The 25,699-nt window shown below is 40.6% G+C and carries 22 protein-coding genes; 12 read left to right on the plus strand and 10 right to left on the minus strand.

Annotated elements, in window-relative coordinates; genetic code table 11:
* Positions 1 to 148 precede the first annotated feature (148 nt).
* Both QL229_RS05325 and QL229_RS05330 read left to right on the plus strand, forming a co-directional pair.
* On the plus strand, positions 149 to 2,578 hold the full coding sequence (locus tag QL229_RS05325) for a zinc-dependent metalloprotease (protein ID WP_281546531.1): 2,430 nt from the start codon (positions 149 to 151) through the stop codon (positions 2,576 to 2,578).
* 105 nt (positions 2,579 to 2,683) lie between these two features.
* Entirely contained in the window at positions 2,684 to 3,466 is a 783-nt protein-coding gene (locus tag QL229_RS05330; RefSeq protein WP_135923558.1) for a YggN family protein, read from the plus strand.
* Positions 3,467 to 3,528: 62 nt separating this feature from the next.
* On the opposite strand, the gene QL229_RS05335 is transcribed toward QL229_RS05330, so the two are convergent.
* The 7 genes from QL229_RS05335 to lptD all read right to left on the minus strand — a co-directional run bounded on the left by QL229_RS05335 (position 3,529) and on the right by lptD (position 12,256).
* The gene (locus QL229_RS05335; RefSeq protein ID WP_135923559.1) at positions 3,529 to 5,544 is read right to left on the minus strand and encodes a methyl-accepting chemotaxis protein; all 2,016 of its coding nucleotides are present in this window, start codon (positions 5,542 to 5,544) and stop codon (positions 3,529 to 3,531) included.
* A 140-nt stretch (positions 5,545 to 5,684) separates the two neighbouring features.
* Entirely contained in the window at positions 5,685 to 6,500 is an 816-nt protein-coding gene (locus tag QL229_RS05340; RefSeq protein ID WP_281546532.1) for a symmetrical bis(5'-nucleosyl)-tetraphosphatase, read from the minus strand.
* Positions 6,501 to 6,506: 6 nt separating this feature from the next.
* Complete coding sequence (apaG, locus tag QL229_RS05345) at positions 6,507 to 6,896, minus strand: Co2+/Mg2+ efflux protein ApaG (RefSeq protein WP_054550996.1); 390 nt, start codon at positions 6,894 to 6,896, stop codon at positions 6,507 to 6,509.
* Positions 6,880 to 7,686 carry a 16S rRNA (adenine(1518)-N(6)/adenine(1519)-N(6))-dimethyltransferase RsmA gene (gene rsmA, locus QL229_RS05350; protein WP_135923561.1) on the minus strand — a complete coding sequence of 269 codons (807 nt, stop codon included), beginning with the start codon at positions 7,684 to 7,686 and terminating at the stop codon, positions 6,880 to 6,882. Before rsmA ends, apaG begins: the two co-directional genes overlap by 17 nt.
* Positions 7,683 to 8,675 (minus strand): 4-hydroxythreonine-4-phosphate dehydrogenase PdxA, encoded by a 993-nt coding sequence (gene pdxA / locus QL229_RS05355; RefSeq protein WP_135923562.1) that lies wholly within the window; start codon positions 8,673 to 8,675, stop codon positions 7,683 to 7,685. Before pdxA ends, rsmA begins: the two co-directional genes overlap by 4 nt.
* A gap of 5 nt (positions 8,676 to 8,680) precedes the next feature.
* Complete coding sequence (gene surA, locus QL229_RS05360; RefSeq protein ID WP_135923563.1) at positions 8,681 to 9,973, minus strand: peptidylprolyl isomerase SurA; 1,293 nt, start codon at positions 9,971 to 9,973, stop codon at positions 8,681 to 8,683.
* A gap of 36 nt (positions 9,974 to 10,009) precedes the next feature.
* Complete coding sequence (lptD, locus tag QL229_RS05365; RefSeq protein ID WP_135923564.1) at positions 10,010 to 12,256, minus strand: LPS assembly protein LptD; 2,247 nt, start codon at positions 12,254 to 12,256, stop codon at positions 10,010 to 10,012.
* 103 nt (positions 12,257 to 12,359) lie between these two features.
* Between lptD and QL229_RS05370 the strand changes: the two genes are divergently transcribed.
* Genes QL229_RS05370 through djlA form a run of 3 tightly spaced genes read left to right on the plus strand, consistent with a single transcriptional unit; the run spans position 12,360 to position 14,909 of the window.
* Positions 12,360 to 13,361, plus strand: coding sequence for a phosphotransferase (locus QL229_RS05370; protein WP_199526068.1), 1,002 nt, complete (start codon positions 12,360 to 12,362; stop codon positions 13,359 to 13,361).
* Positions 13,358 to 14,017: an N-acetylmuramate alpha-1-phosphate uridylyltransferase MurU gene (murU, locus tag QL229_RS05375; protein ID WP_135923566.1), complete on the plus strand. Its 660-nt coding sequence runs from the start codon at positions 13,358 to 13,360 to the stop codon at positions 14,015 to 14,017. The genes QL229_RS05370 and murU overlap by 4 nt, the downstream gene beginning before the upstream one ends.
* Positions 14,018 to 14,036: 19 nt before the next feature.
* Positions 14,037 to 14,909, plus strand: coding sequence for a co-chaperone DjlA (djlA, locus tag QL229_RS05380; RefSeq protein WP_281546533.1), 873 nt, complete (start codon positions 14,037 to 14,039; stop codon positions 14,907 to 14,909).
* On the opposite strand, the gene QL229_RS05385 is transcribed toward djlA, so the two are convergent.
* From QL229_RS05385 to rapA, 3 genes are all read right to left on the minus strand, one after another.
* Positions 14,892 to 15,815: a DUF3530 family protein gene (locus QL229_RS05385; RefSeq protein ID WP_135923568.1), complete on the minus strand. Its 924-nt coding sequence runs from the start codon at positions 15,813 to 15,815 to the stop codon at positions 14,892 to 14,894. The two genes, djlA and QL229_RS05385, sit on opposite strands and share 18 nt — an antisense overlap.
* A gap of 81 nt (positions 15,816 to 15,896) precedes the next feature.
* The gene (gene rluA / locus QL229_RS05390; RefSeq protein WP_135923569.1) at positions 15,897 to 16,550 is read right to left on the minus strand and encodes a bifunctional tRNA pseudouridine(32) synthase/23S rRNA pseudouridine(746) synthase RluA; all 654 of its coding nucleotides are present in this window, start codon (positions 16,548 to 16,550) and stop codon (positions 15,897 to 15,899) included.
* 185 nt (positions 16,551 to 16,735) lie between these two features.
* Positions 16,736 to 19,630: an RNA polymerase-associated protein RapA gene (gene rapA, locus QL229_RS05395; protein ID WP_281546534.1), complete on the minus strand. Its 2,895-nt coding sequence runs from the start codon at positions 19,628 to 19,630 to the stop codon at positions 16,736 to 16,738.
* Between the two features lie 311 nt (positions 19,631 to 19,941).
* Between rapA and QL229_RS05400 the strand changes: the two genes are divergently transcribed.
* The 7 genes from QL229_RS05400 to QL229_RS05430 all read left to right on the plus strand — a co-directional run bounded on the left by QL229_RS05400 (position 19,942) and on the right by QL229_RS05430 (position 25,682).
* Complete coding sequence (locus QL229_RS05400; RefSeq protein ID WP_135923571.1) at positions 19,942 to 21,306, plus strand: PIN domain-containing protein; 1,365 nt, start codon at positions 19,942 to 19,944, stop codon at positions 21,304 to 21,306.
* Positions 21,306 to 22,688 carry a PhoH family protein gene (locus QL229_RS05405; RefSeq protein WP_062566157.1) on the plus strand — a complete coding sequence of 461 codons (1,383 nt, stop codon included), beginning with the start codon at positions 21,306 to 21,308 and terminating at the stop codon, positions 22,686 to 22,688. Before QL229_RS05400 ends, QL229_RS05405 begins: the two co-directional genes overlap by 1 nt.
* 194 nt (positions 22,689 to 22,882) lie before the next feature.
* Positions 22,883 to 23,245 carry a hypothetical protein gene (locus tag QL229_RS05410; RefSeq protein WP_062566156.1) on the plus strand — a complete coding sequence of 121 codons (363 nt, stop codon included), beginning with the start codon at positions 22,883 to 22,885 and terminating at the stop codon, positions 23,243 to 23,245.
* Between the two features lie 208 nt (positions 23,246 to 23,453).
* A complete protein-coding gene (locus QL229_RS05415; protein ID WP_062566155.1) occupies positions 23,454 to 24,491 on the plus strand; it encodes a hypothetical protein in 1,038 nt (345 codons plus the stop codon).
* Entirely contained in the window at positions 24,488 to 24,805 is a 318-nt protein-coding gene (locus QL229_RS05420) for a hypothetical protein (protein ID WP_045979610.1), read from the plus strand. Before QL229_RS05415 ends, QL229_RS05420 begins: the two co-directional genes overlap by 4 nt.
* A 13-nt stretch (positions 24,806 to 24,818) precedes the next feature.
* The gene (locus QL229_RS05425; protein WP_045979609.1) at positions 24,819 to 25,166 is read left to right on the plus strand and encodes a hypothetical protein; all 348 of its coding nucleotides are present in this window, start codon (positions 24,819 to 24,821) and stop codon (positions 25,164 to 25,166) included.
* Positions 25,167 to 25,322: 156 nt separating this feature from the next.
* A complete protein-coding gene (locus QL229_RS05430) occupies positions 25,323 to 25,682 on the plus strand; it encodes a hypothetical protein (RefSeq protein WP_062566154.1) in 360 nt (119 codons plus the stop codon).
* Positions 25,683 to 25,699: the final 17 nt, after the last annotated feature.

The raw sequence follows: 25,699 nt of genomic DNA on the forward strand, positions 1-25,699 counted from the left end.
ATAACGTTGTAGCCAGACATTTTTAGTGTGAGAGAGAATGTCTTAGCAAGCGCTGAATTTCGTCTTAAATAGCTGATTTTTATAAACGGTACTTTATACTGCTTAATACCTATACAGTATTTAAAACGCGAATAACAAAGATAAGATTATGCAAAAAATACCATTACTACGATATCTGCTCTTAGCTGTGCTACTTACTATGATAACTCAAGCACACGCAGCAATTAAGTCTATAAATGATTTTACTGAAAAAATGACTCATTTTTCGGGCTATTTTTCATTTTATTACGATACAGAAAACGGCAAATTGTACCTTGAGGTGGATAAACTCGAGCAGCAATTTTTATTACAACAAAGCCTACCTTACGGTGTTGGCTCAAACGATATTGGCTTAGATCGTGGTCAGTTAGGTGATACTCACTTAGTACAGTTTGAGCGTTTTGGTGATAAGGTGATGCTAAGAGCCATTAATACTTATTACCGCGCTAACACTAATAATCTTGCGGAACAACAAAGTATTAAAGAAGCATTCGCATCAAGTATTCTAGCGGGCTTTAGTGTTGTAGCTCAGTCAGACACTGCGGTACTTGTGGATTACACACCTTATTTATTAAGCGATGTTCATGGTGTAAGCCGTCGTTTATCGGCAACCGGGCAAGGAAGTTTTAACTTAGATAGCAACCGCAGTGCGGTATATTTAGCACGCTCAAAAGCGTTTGAAAAAAATACTGAACTAGAAGCCGTACTTACTTTTCAAGGAAATAACCCGGGTAAGTATGTTCGTCAAGTGAGTGCCGACCCTTATGCGCTGACAGTGCATATGCATCACTCATTAATTGAATTACCTGATGATAATTACACCCCGCGCAAATTCCATCCTCAAGCAGGTTTTTGGAGCATTGAGCATAAAGATTATGCGGCTGCGCTGGGTGAGTCTATGTATGTACGTTACATCCCACGTCATCGTTTAGCGAAAAAAGATCCGAGCTTACCAATCAGCGAACCCGTTGAACCGATTGTTTATTATTTAGATCCGGGCGTACCTGAGCCAGTTAAAACAGCGTTACTTGATGGTGCTAAATGGTGGAATGATGCATTTAGTGCAGCAGGCTACAAGAATGCTTTTATCGTTAAAGTATTACCTGATGATGCAGACCCTATGGATGTGCGCTATAACGTGATCCAATGGGTGCACCGTGCAACACGTGGCTGGTCGTATGGCAGCTCTGTGATTGACCCGCGAACAGGTGAAATTATCAAAGGTCATGTGACACTCGGGTCACTGCGTGTTCGTCAAGACATCCTAATTGCAGAAGCATTAGCTGCTCCATACTTTGAAGGCAATGAAGTGGCTAAGCGTTTACAAGCCATGGCACTTGATCGTATTCGTCAATTAAGCGCCCATGAAGTAGGGCATACTTTAGGTATTTCGCATAACTTTGCAGCGTCAGTGGCAGACAGAGCCTCTGTAATGGATTATCCACATCCGTTACTGAGCTTTAATGAGCAAGGTAAGTTAGATGTAAGCCGAGGCTATGCTGCTGGTATGGGCGTTTGGGATACTCAAGTGATTAAATACGGCTATAGTGATTTCACTAATCAAGATGAAGCACAGCAATTGGCCGCAATTTTAGCTGAAAACAAAATTAAAGGGCTGGAGTTTATCTCAGACAGTGATGCCCGCGCTCAAGGTGGTGCTCATCCAACTGGCCATTTATGGGATAACGGTAGTTCACCGAGTGATGAGCTAATGCGTGTACTTGATGTTCGTAAACAAGCGCTGACGAGCTTTGGCATTGAGAACATCAAAACGGGCACTGCTTTATCGCAACTAGAAGAAATGCTGGTGCCACTTTATTTATTCCACCGTTACCAAGTAGAAGCTGCGGTTAAACTAATTGCTGGTGTGAATTACGAATACGAAGTGCGCGATGGCTCACAGCCTAAAGGAGCGCAGGTTGTTGCAAAGCAAACACAACAAGCGGCAGTGGATGCAGTGCTTGCTACACTAAAAGCCGAGAACCTTGTTTTACCTGAGTCGGTATTAGCGCTTATTCCACCAAAAGCGTATGGTGAATCTAAGTCACGAGAGAGCATTGTTGGTCGCACAGGACTTACGCTTGATGCTATGGCACTGCCTGAGGTGGCTGCTGCACATAGTTTGAATCTACTTTTTAATAGCCAACGCATTAACCGCTTAGCGCAGCAGCAAGCAAGAAGCGATGCATTTTATGGTTTAGATGCGCTATTAGCGCAAACTTATCAGCAAGTTTTTGAGCAAAAAATTGCTTCAGGGATGGCAGGTAAAATTAGCCAGCGTGTGCAGCTTTTAACAGCGAAACAGTTTGCCGATTTAGTCGCAAGCAGCGAAGTCGCACCCGAGGTACAAGCCCAACTTCGTTACTACTTAGCTAAACTAGCAAAGAGTTATCAGCAAGAATCAATGCTAGGCAGCGCATCAGTTGGTAACAGTGCATTCAAGCAATATTTAAGCGAGCAAATCAGTCACTTTTTAGAAAGTGGTGAATGGCCTGCCAACTTTAAAGTGTTGCCAATGCCACCGGGTTCACCAATTTAACCTTCCTGTGTTTTAAGGCGCCTAGCATAGCTAGGCGTTTTACTTGCATAAAACTGGATATTTGCTAATCTAGCGGCCTTCCTTTTTTGTCTTATTGAGGTGTATATGGCGTTCTTTTCTCGCTCGTTGTTGGCAGCGGCCATTACATTCTCTAGTTTTTCCAGCTACGCTACCCTTGAAAAAAAACAATGTGATGTTGAGCTTAGTCATGGCTTAATTATTACTGACGATGTTATTCGTATTGTTGATAAAGGTCAGACACGGGTACAAATTAATAACGATAAGCAATTATTTATTCGTGGTTACTGGGTTGATTTGAGCCCCGAAGAAAGCAAAGTTGTTGAACAGTTTAGCCGTGGTATCAGACAAACCGTCCCAGAGCTAGTAGACCTTGCGACTGATGGTGTAAATCTCGGTTTAAGTGCGATTGAACAGGTCGTTGAAGGTATGTCAGATAAAGAGCCTGAAGTACTAAAAACTCAGCTGCAATATGTTGAACGTGCGCTGATGGATAAGTTTAAGCGTGGCGATGACTTTTTCTTTATTGCTCCGCAGTCGCTGTCGAAAATCGATGATTTCTTCACGAAGGAAATTAGCCAAAAAATTCACTCCGCAGTTCACGGTTCACTGGGGGCTATTTTAGTGTCGCTGGGGGATGCGTTTAAATCGCGCGAAGGGAATATCGAAGATCGTATTAACGATATGGGACAGCGAATGGATATCATCTCAAAAGAAATTGATAAATCACTGCAAAAAAAAGCAGAGCAGCTTGAGATGAAAGCTTCTGAGTACTGTGAATGTTTAAACTCTTTAGATGTAACTGAATCAAGGTTACAAAAAATAGTGCCTGGAATGGCAGATTTTGACTTAGTGCAAATTAAGTCATAGCCTTTTTTAAAGATAAAAAAACCGTGTTTTGAACACGGTTTTTTTGTTTGTGTTTATGCTTATTAAACTTTAAACGCATCGACCGATAATCGAAGCTCTTCTGCTAACTTAGCAACTTCTGAGCTTGAGATGTTAGTTTGGTTTGCGCCTTCTGCTGTTTGCTCTGCAATTGCCACGATAGACTCCAATCGTTCACTGATCTCTTGCGATACTTGTTGTTGCTCATGAGCCGCAGTGGAAATTTCTTCACTTACATTGTGCGCTTGAGCAACAGCTGCAGTAATTGAGTCTAGTGCAGTGTTGGCAAGATCTGATTGCTCAACGCATGATTCAGCTTGTTGTTTACCTTTAGACATTGCTGCTACAGCAGCTTCTGCGCCTACTTGCAGAGATTCAATCATTGCTTGAATTTCTTGGGTCGACTCTTGTGTTTTACTTGCTAGTGAACGTACTTCGTCTGCTACAACCGCAAAACCACGACCTTGTTCACCTGCACGTGCAGCTTCTATAGCCGCATTGAGTGCAAGGAGGTTAGTTTGTTCAGCAATGCCACGAATTACATCTAAAATACCGCCAATTGACGCGCTGTCTTTGTGTAACTGATTAATAACGTGTGATGCATCATCAACTTCACGCGCAAGTTGTTCTATGGTTGCTTTGTTTTGCGAAGAAATACCTTTAACACGATCAGCTTCTTTGTCCGCATTTTTGATTTCGCTAAGTGCTTGTTGTGCACTGCTGCTTACTGCTTGTGATGTGCTGCTCATTTCAGTGGTTGCAGTGGCTGCTTGTTCAACTTGTGCTTGCTGATTGCGAATTGCTTGGCTAGATTCCTCAGTGATCGCTGAAGTCTCTTCTGATGCGGCAGCAAGTTGCGTAGAACGAGAAATAATACCTTGAATAAGTGTTCGTAAACTTTCAATCAGGGTATTACAACTACGAGACAATTCACCGAATTCATCTTTTGCTGAATCATCTAAACGTTGAGTCATGTCGCCGCTGGCAACGATATCAAGAATACGATTCACCTCAAGCAGAGGTTTCGTGATACGGTTAACCGTAATGACAGCGACAACAATAGCAATTAAGGTCGCAATAGCCATCGCAATCCATGTCCAAATTGTCGCTGTCGATACATTACCACTCACATCTTGTTGTAGATCAAATGCTAAAACAGTTGCTTCGTTTACAAGGTCTCTTAACTGCTTTAATGCTTCGGTGGTTGAGTTTTCTGCGTTAGCAAGTTCTGCTTGTGTTTGCGCTATGGCATCGATTAAGCGCTTTTTGTTGGCTGATAAACTGTTGTTACCACGCACATTGTTAGCCAAAGATTCAAAGTAATTATTTAAATCATTGTATAGTCCAGCGTTGTTATCAATAATTGCTGGGCGAATAAGACCAAGGCTTCGCTCAATCTCTTCTAGGTAATATACTTGCTCATTTTTAATGATATCGAGGGTATTTAGCGTTTTCACCGTAAGCATATCAGTGCTGTTTGTAACCACTGACTGGAAGTTGTTTTCCATGTTGTTGGCGGCTTGGTAGGCGCGAGAGTGGTTTTCTTCAAGACCGTCAATATCAATGATATCAAGAACTACTGAGTTCGCATCTTCTGCGCTAATTTCTATATTCTCAAGCTGGCTTGCGAGTGTTTTGTTTAAATCAAGTTGTGTTTTCTTATCAGCAAATAAATTTTCGACAGATTTATTGAATCGCTTGTAGGTCTGCTCAACTTGTTGGCTGCTGCTTTTTAGTTCAGGATCATCGCTGACAATGCGTTGTAACTCTTGATAAGAGCTATCATAACGTTTTTTCTGTTCATTAAAGCGATTACGTATTGTTGTTAGTTCTTCTTGTGATGATGTATAAAAACTGGCTTGTGCAGCTTTACTCATTAAAATAAATTCGACCTGCAGCTCGTAGCTTTTATCAAGCGCTGGTAGCGACAGCTGATTAACACGCTGCGTTGATTGATCAATATTGGTAATTCTGACCAACGAGTTACCACCAATAAAAAGCAGGAGCAAGGTAATGACAATAAAGCCACCCCAAATACGCTGTCTAACGGTCAAGTTCATATGTAATTCCACAAAATAGTACTAATCAACACTTATCGGCAAGGTTGCCAATTAGTTAAGTATTTAAATTTAAGTAGCTTTAATTTAAATTTACTTTAATTGTATAAATCTAACAGATGTTCAGTTATTTTTCAGTTTATTTAGATAAAAGAATGAGAACTTTCTGTGTGGTACTTATTTTTACTTAGTTCCATTAGTGTCATAGCACCTCCCCATACACAGCCTGTGTCGAGGGCATGAATATTTTTATATTCAACCTTTCCTTCTAGAGCAGCCCAGTGGCCAAATGTAATCTGTTGTTTTAATTTCAGAATATTTGGATGCTCAAACCAAGGAATAAATGAAGTATCGATACTTGTATTGGTTTTATTATTTAAATCTAACTTGCCATCGTGATCGACAAACCGCATCCGAGTAAAATAATTAACGATGTAGCGAAACTTTTCCTCATTGCTTAAAGATTTTAACCACTCAAGCGGGTGAGGATCATACATATGCGTAAAATAATGATGCGCATCGTCACCTTGGTAACAGGATTCGGCGAAGCGAGCACATTTGAGGGCTTTTTTGACTGACCAGCTAGGGTTTAGCCCCGCATGACTGATAAACATATTATAGTTTTCAAGCCAAATAGCTAAAGGTTGTTGCTGTAAAAATTGAATATAATCAGCGCGTTTTGAGCTATTAAAAAGCGGTTCTAATTTATCTTTAGGATTGGCTGGCTTATTCAAATGGTGACAGGCAATCAGATGCAAATCATGATTGCCTAATGTAATGCTAACACTACCTTGCATGCTATATAGCCGCTCAAGACACGCAAGTGAATCAGGACCTCTTGCGACTATATCACCCACTAAATATAAATGATCTTGGCTAGGGTTGAAGTTAACACGTTTTAGTAACGCATCAAACTCAGTAAAACAGCCTTGTAGATCACCTATTGCGTAGTCAGCCATGCTTACCTAATGCAGTATATTTGGACGTGCTAAACGAAACACTTCGATAGGCGCTTCAAATTCAGTTCCAAACTCATTGCGCATTGTGTAGTGGCCCTGCATCGTGCCCACAGGAGTATCGAGAACTGCTCCGCTGGTGTATTTATAGCTTTCTCCAGGGGCAATTGTTGGCGTTTCACCAACAACACCTTCACCTTGTACTTCGACTTCTTTGCCGTTGGCATCGGTAATTAACCAATAGCGACTTAAAAGCTTTGCACTGCATAAGCTGTGGTTTTTAATGGTGATTGAGTAAGCAAAAACGTATTTATCTTGTTCAGGCTCTGATTGGCCTTCAACATAGAAGGTCTCAACAGAGACCTTAATTGGCGAACCTAAATTACTGCTTGTTGTCATAAATCCAATTAGCTATATCAATAAATTGTTGTAAAGACAGGCTTTCTGCGCGAAGCGTAATATCAATACCTATGCCAGTTAACTCTTCAGCTGTCAGTAAGTTAGATAAACTATTGCGCAGTGTTTTACGGCGTTGGTTAAACGCTTCTAAACAGACTGTATTTAAAAGTTTGGTACTCTTTGCTGTACGTTGCTCAGGCTTTTTAGGGATCAAGCGGATCACTGCTGAGTCAACTTTTGGTGCGGGCTTAAAGCACTCAGGTGGCACATCAATCACTGGCATCGCATGACAGTAATATTGTGTCATCACACTTAAACGGCCAAAAGCTTTGCTGCCCGGACCTGCGACCATACGTTTGACCACTTCTTTTTGCAACATAAAGTGCATATGCTCAACGTTGTCTGCAAATTCAAATAAGTGAAATAACAACGGAGTTGAAACGTTGTAAGGTAAGTTACCAAATATTTTTAGTTTTTCATCCGCTTTGATTAAGGTACTAAAATCAAACTTCATTGCATCACCTTGATGCACTGTAAGTTTTGGACCTAAAAATGGATGGCTTGTTAAACGCTCTGCTAAGTCTTTGTCTAACTCAACAACAGTTAAATGGCCACTTAAATCTGCAACAGGCTCAGTGATTGCACCAAGACCCGGGCCGATTTCTACTAAATTGTCTTCAGGTTTAGGATCGATAGCCGTGACGATTTTATCGATAATCATGTCATCGTTTAAAAAGTTTTGACCAAAACGCTTACGGGCGCGGTGTCCTAAATGTACTTTATCTGTCATTGATTCTGTGCTTTTTCATGGGCGAGCTTAATTGCTTCGCGGATCGCTAATTCAAAACTACCCACATCAGCAGTGCCTGTACCGGCTAAATCAAGTGCTGTGCCATGATCTACTGATGTGCGAATAAATGGCAAGCCAAGAGTGATATTGACTGATTTGCCGAAACCCTTGTATTTTAGCACAGGTAAGCCCTGATCGTGATACATTGCCAGCACTGCATCTGCTTGCGATAAATACTTATCTTGGAAAAGAGTATCAGCTGGTAAAGGACCAATTAAATTCATACCTTGGTTATTTAAAAGCTCAAGGGTAGGTGTAATTGTGTCAATCTCTTCAGTACCTAAGTGACCGTCTTCACCTGCATGTGGGTTTAATCCGCACACTAAAATACGCGGCTTCTCGATACCAAACTTTGTCTGTAAGTCATGGTTTAATATCGAGATAACTTTACTTAATCGTTCAACTGTAATGGCACGTGATACATACGCCAGTGGAATATGCGTTGTAACAAGTGCAACGCGTAAGCCTTCGGTTGCAAGAAGCATGACGACATCGGCAGTATTTGATTGCTGAGCAAAATATTCGGTGTGACCACTGAATGAAATACCTGCTTTATTGATAATGCCTTTATGAACTGGACCCGTCACAACAGCAGCAAAGGTTCCATCCATATTCTTTTCACTGGCGATACGTAAGGTATCAAGTACATATTGGCCATTAGCGTCATTTAAAACGCCAACTTCAACGTCTTCACCTAAATCGACTTGATGAAGGTAAACACTTCCAGCTGGTGTGTCGGTTGGAGCTTGCGTTTCGTCAAACTTAATTAGGTTTAATTCTAACCCTAATAATTTTGCGCGCTGCTTTAACAGCGCACCATCAGCAATCACAACAAGCTGGGCATCCCAGTGATGTTGAGCTAATTTTATTAGTAAATCAGGGCCTATACCGGCCGGCTCACCGGGTGTTATTGCAATTCGTATAGTCATGATCGTTATTCTGCTGGGAAAATATCAACATGGGCTTGTTCGCGCATTTCTTGCTGCCAGTTGAAACTTTCTTCTTTAAATTTACGATTAAACAGCAGTTGATGCGCGCGGTTACGTTTAGCTTGCTCTGTTTTGTCTGCTACACGCTTATCAAGTAACTGCACAATGTGCCAACCGAATTGCGTTCTGAAAGGCTCACTGATTTCATTTTTATCAAGTGAAAGTAGAGTATTTTTAAACTCTGGTACATAAGTACTTGGATCAGTCCAATCGTACTCACCGCCTTTTAATGCAGAACCCGGGTCTTCAGAGTATTCTTTTGCTAGTTCAGCAAAGTCTGCCTTTCCTTCACGTAAGTCTTTAGCAAAGCCTTTTAGCATGTCACGCGCTTTTTCTTCGCTTAAGATAATTGATGGCTTGATTAAAATGTGACGTGAGCGAACTTCTGTTGTTTCAACCACTTGACGACCACGAACATCCTGAACTTTGATGATGTGGAAACCAGCACCTGAACGAAGCGGGCCAACAATATCGTCTTTCTTATGACCTTTCACTGCTTCTGCAAACAACGATGGCATTTCATTGATGCTCATCCAACCTAGTTGACCACCTTCAAGGGCTTTTGAGCCACTTGATGATGAGATAGCAATACGTTTGAATTCTTTACCTTCATTTAAAAATTCGATTACTTTGTCTGCACGTGTTTTTGCACTTGCGATTTCATCAGCTGTTGCATCGCTTGGGATATCAATCAGGATGTGACCAATGTCATACTCTTCGGCATTTTTACCTTGAGTTTCCATGATTTTTAATAAGTTATCGATTTCTTGTGGGCTAATGTAAATTCGACGATCAACATTGGCGCGAGTCACTTGCTGAGTCGTTATTTCTTTACGGATCTCTTCACGATACGCGGTGTAACTTTCACCTGCCGCCTCAATCGTACGACGTAAATCTGCAATCGTACCGCCTTGCTCACGGGCCATGTTTTCAAGTGTTTGGTCTAATTGAGAATCTGAGATTTCTAGACCCATACGCTCTGCAAGTTGCATCATAAGCGTTTGATTTACTAAACGTTCAATCGCTTGAATACGTAGCGTGTCATCAGAAGGCAGTTGCTGGCCTTGCTCTGCTGCTTGAGTTTTAACACGGTTAATGATGGTGTCAACTTCACTTTGTAAAATAACACCTTGGTTAACAACCCCGACGACTTTGTCGATTTCGACAGGTTTTGCGAAAACACTTTGGCATAGGCCAACTGTTAATAATGCTGATGCAAATAGTTTTTTTAAATTCATACTTTTTCTAATACTCTTGCTAATAGTACTGCGGTACTAGTTATTAAGAAAATACGGTCTACGATAGCCAAAAATACCTTGTTGTAATAATTTTTGTGCATCATAACGGCTTTTACTTCCAAGCCCTTTTAATACGATATTGAAACCAATACTGGTATCAAAAGTAGCTTGCTCTTGACCAATCGCTTGATTCAAATCAGTTTCGATTTGACGACGGCCTGTGATTTGAAACGCCCAGCAGCAAGATTCATACTGAAGACCACTGAAAACCTCAATGCTACGACCACTTTCTAAATCGCGGTGGTAGCTACCAACAAACTGCCAATCTTGTGTTAGCGGAATGCTGGTGAATAGACCAACTTGCTCGATTGTATTGCCTGAGACATCATTTGCATAGCGATGGTTCAATTGTACGAGCTGTTTATCGTCACCTTTATAATCTAAGGTTATGTTTGATTGAATAATTTCTTTACCGTCAGTGTCATATTGAATACCACCCGATAAATACCAGCGACGGTGCCAATGTAACATGGTTTGCGCTGCAAACAAGGCATTGTAGTTAGTATCTGACTGAAGCCCTTGTGATGTTGGTTTAGCATCATTACTTAAATAAAATATTTGGCCGGCACTAAAATTAAACACTTCTTCGTTTTCATTACTGAATAAGCGAGTTGTGGCACCCAATGTGAATTGGTTTGCAGTGGCAATACGGTCGATACTTGAGAAACGACGGTCTCTAAATAAACCAAAAAAATCATCTTGTAATTTAGCTGTATCGTAAAGGCCAATGTTCGATTGGTCTTTATTTGGCGTATACAAGTACTGAATTTGTGGCTCAAGCGTTTGAATGCCATCTTTAAAGAAAAAGGCAGTTTCTCGCTCGAAGTTTAACTGGCTGTACAAGCGTACTTTAGGCATAGTACGTGTCACTCTTTCGTCGAAGTCGGTGCCTGTTAAATCACCATGCTGGTTATACTCAGTGTGGAGTAAGCTGAATTCAGATAAAAACGACCAAGCATATTCTTGATAGCCAAAACTTGCTTTTGGTTCAATGTGAAGTCTACTCGCTTCATCAATGATGGCTTTATCATTGGTAAAATAACTGAGCTCACCGTCAAGCGTTAAATCGATACCGTAGAAATCATAGGCATCCATTTGTGAAAAAGTAATTTGTGGTAACGCTGCATAGGATTCTTTGTGATCACCAAGTACTTCAAAACTCTGTAGTTTAATGTTTGTATGCCAAGTATCTCCCAAGTAAGTCAGTGAACCAGTACGGTATAACTGAGTGTCTGTGCGAGTTGCATAATTAGAGTTTAAGTCTGTTAGGTAGTTATCGTCACTAACGTTAGTAATATCAATATTGCCGCGCCAGCTCTCACCAAAGTAACTTTGCTGTTGCCAGTGAAATAAATAACGTGAGTCAACATTGGGTTCTTCGTCATCTTTATCAAGATACTCGACCGCAACGAGGCCATTGTTTTGCTCAGTTAAATAACGAAACTCACCAATCATTTGTAAGCCTCGTTTAGACATATAACGCGGCGTGATGGTGGCATCGTAATTTGGTGCAATGTTCCAATAGTATGGCGTGATTGTTTCAATACCGTAACGACCAGAACTTGAGAAGTTAGGCGTTAATAAACCTGATTTACGGCGGTCGTCTAACGGAAACGTAAAATAGGGAATATAAAGAACCGGTGTGTCAAACACTCGTAATACAGTATTGTGGGTTTCGCCCCAGCCATCTTCACTTGATAAGTCAATTTCGTCAGCTTCGATTGCCCATACGGGTGTTTCGCCAGGGCAAGTAGTAAAGCTTGCGTTCATCAGGTTTAAGCCAGACTCATTGACTGTTAGTTTTTCTGCGCCACCATGACCAAGTTGGTCGGTGAGCTTATAATCAGCACCAAGCAAGCTTAATTCAGAATTATTTAAATCCGCATTGAGCCCAGAACTGTTAATTTGGCTTACTTTATCGCGATACACGATAGGGCCGGTTGCATTAAGTAACCCACGTTGTTTGTCAATCAGTGCACTTTGTGCGGACAAATTCATCGTTAGGGTGTTAATATCTACATTACCGGTAAATTCTGCGCTTTGGGTACCCAATAGTTCAATATCATCGGATTTGATATCGATCATATTAAGTTCAAGGCCAGGGAGCGGTTGCCAAGCTCTGGTTTGCATTGAAGTGCCACAAAAATTGTGTGCCAGTTCAGTTTCGGCGAACGATGGTGCGCTAAGTACGCTTAGCATCATTATGCCCCAGGTTTTGCTCATTTAATGACCTTAATGCTCTTTGGTTGGATATAAGCTAGACATAATAAAGGAAAACAATGGCAAATACAGTAATTGACTTAGTGAAAAATAGATATCTTACTAAATGAATCGTTATAAAAGTTTACAGCAGTTTTTAAATCCTCACTTTAAAGAGGATGAATATCAATTAGCCGCCATCACTGGAGATGCGAGCTTTCGCCGTTATTTCCGCGTAAATACAAGTGATCAGAGCTATATTGTCATGGACTCAGACCCCAACAAATTAGACAACACGCCTTACATAGAGCTCAACAAGGTATTTTCTAAGCACGGTTTTAAATTACCTAAAATTCTTCAGGCTGATGAAAAACAAGGTTTCTTTTTACTTAGTGATTTAGGCAATACACACTTGGCTGATTTACTCGGCGATGAAGATCGCACTTTACACTACAAACACCTAATAAAGTTAAGTGCGCAGTGGGCACAAATACCGCCAGCTCAATACATGAAAGTATTTGATGGTGAGTTTTTACAGTTTGAACTGAGTATTTTTAAAGAGTGGTTAGTTGATAACTTTATTGGTGAGCAACTTTCTGTTGCTGAGCAGCACATGTGGCAACAAGCTTGTGAGTTATTAGTTAACAATGCGCTTGAACAACCGATTGTGACGGTACACCGAGACTTCCATAGTCGCAATATAATGCGCACAGGGCAGCAATGGGCGATCATTGATTATCAAGATGCCGTACAAGGGCCTGTGTGTTATGACCTTGTTTCGTTATTAAGAGATTGCTACTTCAAGTTACCTGAGCAAGAGCTCGACTATCTTTTGCATTACGCATATGACGAGTTTAACCAGCAACAGTTATTGCAAGACACCTCATTTGCCATGTTTAAACGTTGGTTTGATTTGACCGGTGTACAGCGTCATTTAAAAGCAGCAGGCATATTTTGCCGCTTAAAACTTCGTGACGATAAGTCTGGTTATTTGAATAATGTACTGCCAACCCTTAAATACATTAGTAATGTAAGCAAAGAATACCCAGAGTTAACAGCACTTGGTCAGTGGATAGAACACACTGTTATTCCACGTACCAAGCTGCGCTTAACAAAAGAGATGAAATGAAAGCAATGATCCTAGCGGCTGGGCGCGGTAAGCGTATGATGCCGCTAACAGAAACAATGCCAAAGCCGATGCTTAGGATTAATGGTAAGCCATTATTAGAGCATCATATTAATAATTTACGTCAAGCAGGCATTACCGACATTGTCATTAACCTTGCATGGCAGGGCGACAAAATAACAGAGTATTTTGCTGATGGCTCGCAGTTTGGTGTGTCGATCACTTACAGCCAAGAACAGGCGGGGGGGCTTGAAACCGCAGGTGGTATCATTCAAGCATTGCCGTTATTGGGTGAGCAATTTATTGTCATAAATGGTGATGTGTATACTGATTACGATGTGACTTCGTTGATGCAGATTCATTTGCAAGCGGGAGAGGCGCACATCGTACTTGTTGAAAATCCTGCTCATAATCCTGATGGTGATTTTGCCCTTAGTCATTTAAGTCCTGATAGCCAAAAGTATACTTTTTCAGGTATAAGTCGTTACCACGTTGATTTTTTTAATGGTTTAACCGAAGGTGTTCGTCCACTTGGACCAATTTTGCGTGAAAAGCTCAGTGCACATCAAGTATCAACGGAGCTTTACTTAGGTCAGTGGGATGACATTGGCACACCAGCCAGATTAGACGAAATCAATCAGCGTTTCGCTTTGCAATAACAACAGAGGTTTGCCAATTATGTGGGGAAAAGTACTTGGTTTTTGTTTTGGCTTTATGTTTGGCAAGTTCATCGGTGCCTTACTAGGCTTATACTTAGGCCATATGTTCGATCGCAGCTTAAAACAAGACTTTGATAAAGCCGGTGGGTTTTCTGGTTTGTTTAAAGGCGATGATATTAACGAACGTCAAGCGCTTTTCTTTTCTAGTTGTTTTGCGGTGATGGGGCATATTGCCAAATCAAATGGTCGTGTTAGTGAAACTCATATTCGAGCTGCCAGTGTCTTTATGGACGAAATGAGGCTGTCGGGTGATGAACGTCGTGAAGCACAAGATGCCTTTCGTAGTGGTAAAGAAACAGATTTTTCATTAAAAGAAACCGTTCATGACTTTAAAGAGCGCTTTGCTCGACGCCATGATTTATTGCAATTATTCCTCGAAATCCAAATTCAAATGGCCTTTTCTGATGGCCACCTTGCAGAGCAAGAAAAGCAGCTATTGCAAGAGGTGAGCAAGCAGTTAGGTATTTCGCGCACCCAGTTCGCATTTTTGTTAAAGCGCTACCAAGCCGAGTTTGCATTTCGCCAGCAACAACAGCGCTTTTATGAGCAGCAACGCCAACAAGGCCAGCAAAGTCGCAGCAGTTATAGTGAACAAAGAGGGCACAGTGTGCCACCTAATAATGGCATGAATCGCGCGCAGGCATTGGCTCTTTTAGGCTTAAACAATGATGCTTCTGCACGAGATATTAAAGTTGCCTATCGAAAGCTCATGGCTCAGCATCACCCCGATAAATTAGTATCGCAAGGTTTACCAAAACACATGATGGAAGTAGCGGTAAAGAAAAGCCAAGATATTCAAGCGGCTTATGAGTATTTAAAAAAGGCGGCGTAAAAAGCCATCAATTTCTTTGAGTAGCCTTTCGTGCTGCTCAGGCTCTGAAGGCACACCAAATAACTCTCTTTGTCGGTAGTCATATTTTGCGTGCTTTCTAACCCAACGTTTTCTATCTTTTACGCTTTGCAGTGTGTCAGGGTTACCTTCACTGTAAAAAATATCCAGTAATGGTGGGCTGATAGTTGAAAGCGTGGCATTAAGATGCTGGTTACGAATACTGTTAGGTAAATAGCTTCCTAAGCTAATAAAGGCATTTAGTTCGTTATTTGGAAAGCTAGCATAATGCTCAATCAAGAGCCCCGCACTGGCACCTTGCGCCACGACAATAATATTGCCACCTTCATCCATGGCACTGTTATACAAGGCATTGAATCTAGCGATTAACTTTAGTTTGTAATCATCAAGCACTGCTTCGCTAATATTTGGTTCACCAGTTACAAAATGAGGTGCTTGTTGTGTTTTAGCTGGTGGAGCTGAGTCAGCTTGCTGGTCATTTTGTGTTGTTGACTCAGTTTCAGAATTCTCAGTGGGCTCTGGCATCGTTATATCAGCAGGGTGCCAGTCAATGTCAGGCATGGTCATGGCAAGGGTCGCATAGCCAATTTCATTTAACTGCTTACGTAAAAAGTTGATTCCGGCATTATTAGTTGGAACATGCTGCCAATCAGGAATAATGAGTACAATTCCGCGTTGACTCGCTGCCATAGATTGGCGATATAAACTAATAAACTCATCTTCACCGGCAAGCAGAGTACGTACTTCATCACTTGGTAAAAAGCGTTGAATATCGTTAGTGACCAAACTTGACCAAGGGGTGGGTTTAATAAAATCGGCAGCATTCACATTACCCATCAACGCAAAACAGGCTGCGTAAACTAAGCAATGTGCGGGTTTTAACTTCATGCCGAAATTTCCTGAGTCTTAAATTAAATCAGTGATTAAATTAACTATCGGCAGTGTTGGTAAAATATTTAGCTAATTGTCTTAAAACTCAGGAGCTGCCTCAAAAACAAGCGTTTCACCACTGGCAGGGTGAGCTAAGGTTAGCATTTCGGCATGCAGTTGTAAGCGAGAAGCCATGGCGAATGCTTCGGGGTGCGCATACAACTTATCGCCTAAAATAGGGTGACCTAAAGACAACATGTGCACACGTAGTTGGTGAGAGCGCCCTGTAATAGGGGTCAGCTCGACGCGAGTTGCATTCTGTTCATACTCAAGCACTTTAAAGTGGGTTAATGACGGTTTGCCATTGTCGTGATCAACCATTTGCTTTGGGCGGTTTGGCCAATCACAAATAAGTGGTAAATCTACCGAACCAGTTTCTTGCTCAAGCTTACCAAATACACGAGCAATGTAGCGTTTCGCGGTTTTTCTATCTTGAAATTGAATGCTTAAATTACGATGCGCCTCTTTGTGCATAGCTAAACAAATAATGCCAGAGGTTGCCATATCAAGGCGATGAACAATTTTTGCCGTTGGAAAAACGCGATTAATGCGAGCAATAAGGCAGTCGGCGTGTTTTGGATCTTTTCCCGGCACAGTAAGTAAACCACTTGGTTTATTTACAATAAGCAAGTCATCGTCTTGATAAACAATACTTAAATAAGGTGTCATTGGGGGATTATAATTGAGTAACACAGCCAGCCTCGATGATATGCAAGGGCGCTATTTTAAAGGAGTATGAGCGCATACACAATGGCAGGGCTGGTTTTCGAGTATATGCTAACAAGTAGGACTCTGATTTTTCCCCCTTGTTTTGTTTGGCATAAAAAACGCGATGTGAAAGCACATCGCGTTTATGGTTTTTGTTTAGCGCTTCAACGTTAGTGAGAAACCACAATTAAACGAATAGCATCCAGTTTAACTTGGGCTTTTTCGATGTAAGTAGTGAGTTCACTGCGTTGCTTATCATAGAAGCTAAGCTCTTCGTCACGAATATTCGGGTTGATTTGCTTAAGTGCTGTTAAACGAGCTTGTTCTTCACCAAGGGCTGTTTGCATTTTCTCTAGTGATTCCGCACGGAGTGTTTCAAGCTTAGTTTGTGCCATGCCTTGTGCACTGGTGATCATTGGGTGAATGGCACTTTGTAACGCACTGGCTAACTTACTTGCAGTTTGGCGACCAACCGCAGACAGCTGCTGGTTAAAGGCATCAAAGGCAACATTGTCGGCTAAGTTATTGCTGCTCTTATCTAATAAGATACGAATAGGCGTTGGTGGCAAGAAGCGGCCAACTTGAAGTGCTTTAGGCGCCATCGCCTCAGCAATGAAAATAAGCTCAACAAAGAAGGTACCAGCAGGTAGCTTTTTGTTTTTCAGTAACGCCACAGAGGCAGTACCAAAGTCATCATCACAAATCATATCTAAGCTGCCTTGCACAATAGGGTGGTCCCAGCTGATGAAATGCGCGTCTTCTTGCGAAAGCGAGGTGCTACGATCAAACGTTACTGTGATGCCATCATCTTTCAAGCATGGGAAAGATGGATTTAGCATGTGCTCAGTTGGTTTTAAGATAATGGTATTTTCACCTTTATCCTCTTGGCTTACACCAAAGGTGTCGAACACATTGATCATATAACTTGGTAGCGTGAATTGATCATCTAACTCTTCGATATCAGCAACAAGACTTTCGGCTCGTCCTTGGCCACTTGAGTGCAGCTCTAATAAACGGTCACGACCACTTTCCATTTGCTTACGAAGCTTGGCATTTTGACCAGCCACTTGTTCTAGTAGTGGGTCTAGCTCTTCTTCGTCACAATTGTGTGCACCAATAAACTCAAGCAATTCTTCGCCATACTCTTTATACAGCATTTGCCCTGTTGTCGATGTTGTTTCAAACGCATCTAAGCCTTCGTTGTACCAACGTAATAACACTTCTTGTGCGGTGTTTTCAAAATACGGCACATGAATGTTTACGTCTTGAGTTTGACCAATACGGTCAAGACGACCAATACGTTGCTCAAGTAAGTCTGGGTTTAGTGGTAAATCAAACAATACTAAGTGATGCGAGAATTGGAAGTTACGACCTTCAGAACCAATTTCAGAACAAAGTAGAATTTGTGCGCTGTCGTACTCATCGGCAAAGTAAGCCGCTGCACGGTCACGTTCAACAATCGACATGCCTTCGTGGAACACAGAGGCTTTAATTGCTTCACGCTCACGTAAAATTTGTTCTAGGCTAAGTGCGGTTTCGGCTTTAGCACAAATAAGCAGTACTTTTTCGTGCTTAAGGGTTTTAAGTGTTTCAATTAACCAATCAACACGTGGGTCAAATGCACCCCAGCTGGCATTTTCACCTTCAAACTCTTGGAAGATTTTTTCAGGGAATAAAGCACGAAGTGCAGTTAGCTCAGCATTTTGAATGCCGCCCATATTACCTAGTACCGACATTGCCGTTTTATATTGTTTAGGCATTGCCATTGGATAAGCATGAAGCTTACGGCTTGGGTAACCATCAATACCGCTGCGGCTATTTCTAAATAAAATACGGCCTGTACCATGGCGGTCTAGCAGCATTGATAGAATTTCGTTACGCGCCGTTTCATCACCTTGCTCTGCGTTAGCTAAAAGGTCAGTGATGTCGGTTTCTTTTAATAGCTCTTTTAAAGTTGCTCTAGATGTATCATCAAGGCCTTTTTCACCCAGTAATTGGTTGGCTGCTTCGGCAACCTCTTTGTAGTTACTTTCTTCTTCTACAAACGCATCGTAGTCATAGAAACGATCTGGGTCGAGTAATTGCAAACGTGCAAAGTGACTACGGTGACCAAGTTGATCTGGCGTTGCAGTTAATAAGATAAGGCCCGGAATGTCTTGGCTTAACTCTGCCATACGTTGATATTCAGTGCTTGGTTTACCATTATTGATACTTAAATGGTGCGCTTCATCGACAACTAATAAATCCCAATCAGCCAGAGTTGCTTGCTCAAACCAGCGTTTTTTCTTGCTTAAAAACTCAAGGCTAGTAAGTACTAACTGTTCTGTTTCGAATACGTTTGGTGAGTCTGCAAATGCTTCATCACAACGTTCTTCATCAAAAATAGAAAAACGTAAGTTAAAGCGGCGTAGCATTTCTACTAACCACTGATGCTGAAGATTTTCAGGCACAACAATCAATACGCGGCTAGCACGGCCACTGATGATTTGTTGATGTAAAATCATACCCGCTTCAATGGTTTTACCTAAACCCACCTCATCAGAAAGTAATACGCGTGGCGCAAAACGTTTACCCACTTCTTGGGCGATATAAAGCTGATGCGGAATAAGGTTTGCACGCTGGCCAATTAAGCCTTTTAAAGGTGATTGTTGACGCTCAAATTGATGCTGCCAAGTTTGGTAGCGAAGCGTATAGCGGTCAAAACGGTCTACTTGACCTGCAAATAAACGGTCTTGTGGTTTATTGAATTTGATAAAGTGATCTAAAAAGGTTTCTTTTAACTGGGCTTTTTCACCATTATCAACGCGAGTGCCGTGATAGCATAGTAACTCGCCCTGCTGTTCAACAGACTCGACTTCTAATTCCCATTCTTCAACGCTGCGAATAATATCACCTGGATTAAATGCGACACGAGTAACAGGTGCTTCAGTTAAAGAATAAACTCTGTTTTCTCCACTGGCTGGAAATAAAATGCTGACCTGACGGCCTTCAAGGGCAACAACGGTGCCTAATCCTAAATCTGACTCTGTATCACTGATCCAACGCTGACCTAAGGAAAAATTCATGTATGTCTCGTCTATGAAGAAAAAAGGCGGCTATGTTACCTGTAACGCCATGCTACTTCAAGGTAGTAAACTCGCCGCACACAATTAAATTTAGTCAACCTTTTTAAGTCATTTTTACGGGTGAAAATATTAGTGAAATCTGTATATATTTTAACCATTTAAATAATTGTATATTTGTTTGTCATAAAAAGGACTTTTGTCGTAAATAGACTAAACTGAGTATATACCTAACGAATAAATCATAGCTTCATCCGCCGCTTGTTTAGTTTATTGGGTATAGCATAAAAATCATAAAACGTAAGGAAAGTGCTATGGAAAAAGCTTCGAACCTTGATAGTAAAATGTATGTGCTCGATACCAATGTATTACTCCACGAACCCCTCGCTTATTTATCTTTCCAAGAGCATGATGTTGTTATCCCCATGACAGTATTAGAAGAGCTTGACCATATTAAAGATAGAAAACACGATGTTAGTCGTGACGCCCGTGTTGCTATTCGTGGTTTAGATGAAGTGTTAAAAGACGCGTCTCCTGAGCAGATGTTGCAAGGGGTGGCACTGCCGAGTAATAAAAAGGCGAAAACAGAGTCTCGTGGCCGCTTAATTATCGTTAATGATCACTTATTTGCAGACAGTATTTCGGGTTTACCAGGCAACGAAAATGACCATCGCATCATCAATTGTGCAGTGCATTTGCAAAAGCAGCACAGCGACAGCAAAGTGGTACTTGTAACTAAAGATATCAATATGCGCCTCAAGGCAAAGGGAGCCGGCCTTAAATTTGTTGAAGACTACAGAACAGACCAATTAATTGACGACATAGCGTTACTGACCAGCGGCTATAAAAAAATTGACGGAGACTTTTGGCAACAGGTTGGTGAGTGTGAAACTGAGCAGCAAGGCCGAGATACTTATCACCACGTAGCAAAAAATACGATTAGTGATGTGTTCTGCAATGAATATATTTTAGATGATAGCGATCACTTTGCGGCTCGAGTAACAAGCTACGATGATAAACAAATTACTTTAAAAGATATTAGTGTTGAGCGTTTGATGAGCCATACCGCTTGGGGTGTAAAACCTAAGAATGTGTATCAAGGGATGGCACTTGATGCGCTACTTGACCCAAGTATAGAACTAGTGATTTTAACGGGCCCAGCAGGCTGTGGTAAAACTTTGCTTGCTCTTGCCAGTGCCCTTGAAATGATCATTGAAAAAGGCATTTACGATAAAGTTATAGTCACCCGTAACACGCCAGAAATTGCTGAATCAATTGGCTTTTTACCCGGTACTGAAGAAGAGAAAATGGCCCCTTGGTTAGCAGCAATTACCGATACTTTAGAGGTGTTGCATAAAGGAGATGAAAACCCGATTTCGAGCCGTAATTACATTATGGAAAAAGCCAACGTACAGTTTAAATCGGTGAACTTTATGCGCGGCCGCAGCATTCAAAACGCCGTTGTTATTTTGCAACCCCGAATTGGGGATATTTTAAAGTTTTTACCCCCTTGTTTTTATTGGCCTGTAGAAAAAGTAAAAAGAATTTCCAAAAAAATTGATTACCTTAGCTACTCTGAGCAGTCTCTCAACAATAAACCTTTACTCAAAATTTGTAATTTACAAGAAAAGTACAACACAAAGCCTAGCAACGATTCAATCTTTTGGGAGGCTGCGTAATGAAAAGCTCTATTGATAATCGAAATCCTCGTGTACTAGACACATCTGCATTAGTACATGATCCAAAATCTATTTTTAGCTACAAAGATGATATTTACATCTGTCTAACTGTCCTTGAAGAGCTTGATAACCTGAAAGAAAGAACTAATAAATCGGTAAGTGCCGATGCCCGTATGTGCATTAGAATGCTTGAAGACATTATAAATGGACATACAGCCGAGGAAATGGAAATAGGTATTCCTTTACCATCTACCGAAACAGCCCAGAGAGGAAAGCTTTTCATTGGAATTGACACTCAATTGGATCTGGCTAAGGAGTTAAAGCACGGGATAGGAAGTGATGCTGATAACAGAATAATTAATTATGCTTTATATCTTCAAAAAGAACTCAATAAAGACGTAATAATTGTTAGCCGTGACATTAATATGCGCTTGAAAGCTCGAACCGTAGGGGTCATGGCAGAAGACGTTGCCGTAGATAATCAAATATCAGATATTGATCTTTTATACACAGGGGTACAAGCCTTTAAAGGAGATCTTTTTGATCGAATTAAATCAGACAAAGACTTCAAGGTTTCAGGAGAAGTTTATACTTTCCCAATAAGTCTATTTAATGATGAAGTTCAGCCAAACATGTATTGGTACGATGAAGCTGGACACATTGGGCGAATTTCAGAAGTAACAGATACTGAGGTATTCACAAAGCTATTGCCTCGTAAACAAGAAAAAGTATGGGGCATTTTGCCTAAAAATCAGCGTCAGTCGGTAGCTTTAAGCCAATTAACAGACCCTTACTATGATTTAAATATCATCCTTGGTCCTGCTGGCTCCGGAAAAACTTTTTTGGCAGTTGCTTCGGCGCTGCATCAAGTATTGGAGTTGAAAAAGTACAAAAAAATCGTTGTGGTGCGCTCCAGAGACTTTATGGACGACGATCCGGGATTCTTACCGGGGGATTTAACTGAAAAATCAATGCCTCTTCTGGCAGGTATTACTGACGCATTAATTTCGATGCACTCGGATGATAATCATGAAGGAAATGTCTACGCTACAGTCGAGCATGTGATTGAAAAAGCCAATATAGAATTTACTAGCATGGCTTATTTTCGTGGCCGTTCAATAGACGATGCTGTTTTAATCATTGATGAAGCTCAAAACATGACTAGAGCGCAAATCAAGGGCATGTTAAGCCGTGGTGGGAAAAATTGTCGGACAATCGTATTGGGCAACCTAGCCCAGATTGACGATAAGTTTGTAACACCTGCTTCTTCTGGTGCAAGTGCGGCTGTTAATGTGTTTCGTCATTATGAAAAAGGATCAGTGCTGATTTTTGATGAAGTAGAGCGTAGTAGCTTGGCTGAATTCACTGAAAAGAATATGTAGGCATCAAACTACCATTCACATTTCCTTATAATATTGCGACAATGGCCACTGCTTTTTGCAGTGGCTTTTCAGAGAAGCCCGTTCCCACGAAAACAGGACGAAATGGATTTACTCTGAACTAAAAGATTAAATATTCACATAAAAACTGAGTGACATAGGTGCGTGGCCTAGCGTTGCCGTTTTTTGGTGTATTGATGTCTTTTAAAAAAGAAGACCTGCTAGTAAATATAAAAAGGCAGGCAAAACGATTATCTAAATTATTAACTATTCCCCTTGGACAAGCCCAAGAAGGGGCAGCTATTTGTCTATATGGCTGTGACAGTTACAGCGATTTACTAGTAAAAATAAAAGCTGAATCCTTTGACAACCCAATGATAGCACTGTCTGCACTCTCACCAAACTCGGAAATATTTTTAGTAAAAATATTAGCTAGCCACCTAGATAGCATTATTGGAAATTTTGAAAAAAAATTTCCCGGCTCCAATATAAATGAAGAGATGGTCGTATCCTTGTTTGGGCTTAGCTTTTCAGAGTTCAAACTCAAAATATCTACCTAAAGTTGTACAAATACGTAAGTTGTCATTTTGTTTTTTGGCGATATTATAATAAGAAGGCTGAACGGACAGCCTACGCCTACACATGTTTTTCGCCTTGAAAAACGTGAACAGTGAAGCGGAGCATCCGTAAAAATTTGGTTATTTGAACAATAAATAAAGCAATGTGTTGGTAGGCCATTGTTTATTAGAAAGTTGTTTGGAGAACTAAATGATCTCACTTTATCAATTAAAGAATAAACTCAATAAACAAGCAAAAGAGTTTGCTGAGTTATTAGAGTTTCCTGATCTTTACGCCCAAGGCCTGTGGGCTAGAGGTGTTTATAACTGCCCTCATTTTTCTGATACCCATAATAGCCTCACTGAAGCATTTGAACAGAAAAAACTGGATTCAATTCTAAAGCACGATTCCCTGAAATACTTAATGATCAATGAATACGATGATCAAGAAATTATTGAATCGCTTCATAAAGAAATTGAGTCAATGGCAAACCGTATTGAAAGCCTGATGCTGGTAGATATCGAAACATTAGAGTTAGTTTCAGTGATATACCAAGTATTAGGGTTGCCAGAAGATGCCAAGTTTATTGTAAACACTGGTGCTGACTTTAGGCTGGAGTGGCGACCATATTTCGATGCTTTTGATGATCCGTTGATAGTTCAATATGCAGATTTAAAAGTTCATGGTTGTTATTTCAGGCTCATAGCTTCAAAGTTTCCGGTTGAAAAGCTTTCCTTGAATGACATTAAACAATACATGTACATCAATCATGTAAACCATGATAGTGAGTTCGAAGGCTGTATTTCTGAAGGAAATACATTTTCTAAGCATGAGCACTGGCTGGTGTTGACACTTGAATTATTCCGTAGCGGCAAATTAAATAAGGCTCAGTTCAATCCAACAACCTTCAAAATCGAAGGTATGCGCTATTTGGTATATGGCTTCCCACTGATTCCTTCCTTTGTATCTGATTGGCACAAACCTGATTTATGTCTACAGGTTAAAAATCTAGATGGTGATCAAAAGTTCATTGTTCGTATCGATCAGCAAGCTCTTGTTTTCCATGCACGACGTGTCGATACCAATTTTTTTAACACCATCGATTATGAAAAATATATTTCGTTGTATCAGTCTAGCGTTCTGTCACATTTTGATGCTGACAACAATTTACTAAAAGTTAATGGAGTTAAGTACCTTAGTTTTTTCCGCCCGTTTTGCCTAGAAGATAAGAAGGAAGCAAAAGCATGAGACCAAGAGTAAAACTAACTAACGCAACACTTATCTCAATTAAATCTGACTTAGAAGATAAGGTTGAACAGGTGCTTTACGCTACTTTTGCTGAGGATAGTAAGAACGGTAAAAAAGGTGAGGCTTTGTTTTCCACGAAAGTCATGGAAGTAAACGGTCTTGAATATAGAACTTTTGGTGCTGACTTTTATATCTTAGATGCAGAACCCCAAAAGTTTGATGTAGATGTATTTGAGTTCAATTTAATGCATGAGTGTATGTACTCTCCAAATGAGCTATTAGAGTTGCGAGAAATGCTCCCTGCTGGCTATTAGTAGGGAGTAACAAATGGACAAAACATATTTAAAGGATGCTTACATACTCTCGGTCTATGACTATAAAGACTTTGAAAAATCATTTCTTGGGGAGTTTTTGTCAGGGGTTGTTATTGACGATGAAACATTCAGATTTCGGCCATTTGAGCAAATGGTAACTTCAAAGATTGTTAGCAAATCTGCTGATGAGGATAAGTTAGAAATATACACACATAGTGAGAGTTGTTATGTGATTGATGCTGACCATAAGTTAATTGATATTTCGTTTGTTGAACTGGTTGTTATGAGGGCGGGAGCTTATTCGGTAGATCGAGTTTTAGAAATGAGAGAGCAACTTAAGTCTCAAAATAAAAGCCATTGAATAACGAAGATAAGAAGTCTGATGAGATTATTATTTGTCACTTACCTCTTTGAAAAAGTTGACGTTAGTCAAATATTCATAAATGTTTACATGACATCAATTTACTTATTCGAAAATTTGTATTAGCATAGACATGTATATTTTTATGAGAATTTTATGTCTAAAGCATTTTCAAAAGTCTTAGTGATAACGCTTATGCTGTTTGCCTTTGTAGGGCAAGCATTTGCGTATTCTGCTATGCCTTGCGAAATGCCATCAGGTTCTCATGAATCACACATGAACATGAACATGAACATGGATCATGGTGATATGAATAAAAGCAGTAATGGTCAATCAGAAGATTGTTGTGACGTTGAATGTATTTGTCCTGCAAATGCTTGCTCATCTACGACAGTCCTAAATTCCAGTGTTGACTCGACAGATATTCAAATATTGAGTGAATCTGTAGCTGCTATGCAATCTAAACAACCTCATTCAATTTCCACTTCCCTTTATCGTCCACCAATTTTTGCCTAATACAGGATTAGTGCGTC

Origin of the sequence: Pseudoalteromonas sp. PAR1, assembly GCF_947311895.1 — a bacterium.
Taxonomy (GTDB): Bacteria; Pseudomonadota; Gammaproteobacteria; order Enterobacterales; family Alteromonadaceae; genus Pseudoalteromonas; species Pseudoalteromonas lipolytica_C.

What these genes read in the sequence shown, in the direction of transcription:
- QL229_RS05325 (WP_281546531.1), top strand. Translation starts at nt 149, where the DNA reads ATGCAAAAAATACCATTACTACGATATCTGCTCTTAGCTGTGCTACTT.
- QL229_RS05430 (WP_062566154.1), top strand. Translation starts at nt 25,323, where the DNA reads ATGTCTAAAGCATTTTCAAAAGTCTTAGTGATAACGCTTATGCTGTTT.
- QL229_RS05330 (WP_135923558.1), top strand. Translation starts at nt 2,684, where the DNA reads ATGGCGTTCTTTTCTCGCTCGTTGTTGGCAGCGGCCATTACATTCTCT.
- rsmA (WP_135923561.1), bottom strand. Translation starts at nt 7,686, where the DNA reads ATGACAGATAAAGTACATTTAGGACACCGCGCCCGTAAGCGTTTTGGT.
- rapA (WP_281546534.1), bottom strand. Translation starts at nt 19,630, where the DNA reads ATGAATTTTTCCTTAGGTCAGCGTTGGATCAGTGATACAGAGTCAGAT.
- QL229_RS05385 (WP_135923568.1), bottom strand. Translation starts at nt 15,815, where the DNA reads ATGAAGTTAAAACCCGCACATTGCTTAGTTTACGCAGCCTGTTTTGCG.
- QL229_RS05425 (WP_045979609.1), top strand. Translation starts at nt 24,819, where the DNA reads ATGGACAAAACATATTTAAAGGATGCTTACATACTCTCGGTCTATGAC.
- QL229_RS05400 (WP_135923571.1), top strand. Translation starts at nt 19,942, where the DNA reads ATGGAAAAAGCTTCGAACCTTGATAGTAAAATGTATGTGCTCGATACC.
- QL229_RS05415 (WP_062566155.1), top strand. Translation starts at nt 23,454, where the DNA reads ATGATCTCACTTTATCAATTAAAGAATAAACTCAATAAACAAGCAAAA.
- surA (WP_135923563.1), bottom strand. Translation starts at nt 9,973, where the DNA reads ATGAATTTAAAAAAACTATTTGCATCAGCATTATTAACAGTTGGCCTA.
- QL229_RS05335 (WP_135923559.1), bottom strand. Translation starts at nt 5,544, where the DNA reads ATGAACTTGACCGTTAGACAGCGTATTTGGGGTGGCTTTATTGTCATT.
- QL229_RS05405 (WP_062566157.1), top strand. Translation starts at nt 21,306, where the DNA reads ATGAAAAGCTCTATTGATAATCGAAATCCTCGTGTACTAGACACATCT.
- murU (WP_135923566.1), top strand. Translation starts at nt 13,358, where the DNA reads ATGAAAGCAATGATCCTAGCGGCTGGGCGCGGTAAGCGTATGATGCCG.
- djlA (WP_281546533.1), top strand. Translation starts at nt 14,037, where the DNA reads ATGTGGGGAAAAGTACTTGGTTTTTGTTTTGGCTTTATGTTTGGCAAG.
- QL229_RS05410 (WP_062566156.1), top strand. Translation starts at nt 22,883, where the DNA reads ATGTCTTTTAAAAAAGAAGACCTGCTAGTAAATATAAAAAGGCAGGCA.
- lptD (WP_135923564.1), bottom strand. Translation starts at nt 12,256, where the DNA reads ATGAGCAAAACCTGGGGCATAATGATGCTAAGCGTACTTAGCGCACCA.
- pdxA (WP_135923562.1), bottom strand. Translation starts at nt 8,675, where the DNA reads ATGACTATACGAATTGCAATAACACCCGGTGAGCCGGCCGGTATAGGC.
- QL229_RS05370 (WP_199526068.1), top strand. Translation starts at nt 12,360, where the DNA reads ATGAATCGTTATAAAAGTTTACAGCAGTTTTTAAATCCTCACTTTAAA.
- QL229_RS05340 (WP_281546532.1), bottom strand. Translation starts at nt 6,500, where the DNA reads ATGGCTGACTACGCAATAGGTGATCTACAAGGCTGTTTTACTGAGTTT.
- QL229_RS05420 (WP_045979610.1), top strand. Translation starts at nt 24,488, where the DNA reads ATGAGACCAAGAGTAAAACTAACTAACGCAACACTTATCTCAATTAAA.
- apaG (WP_054550996.1), bottom strand. Translation starts at nt 6,896, where the DNA reads ATGACAACAAGCAGTAATTTAGGTTCGCCAATTAAGGTCTCTGTTGAG.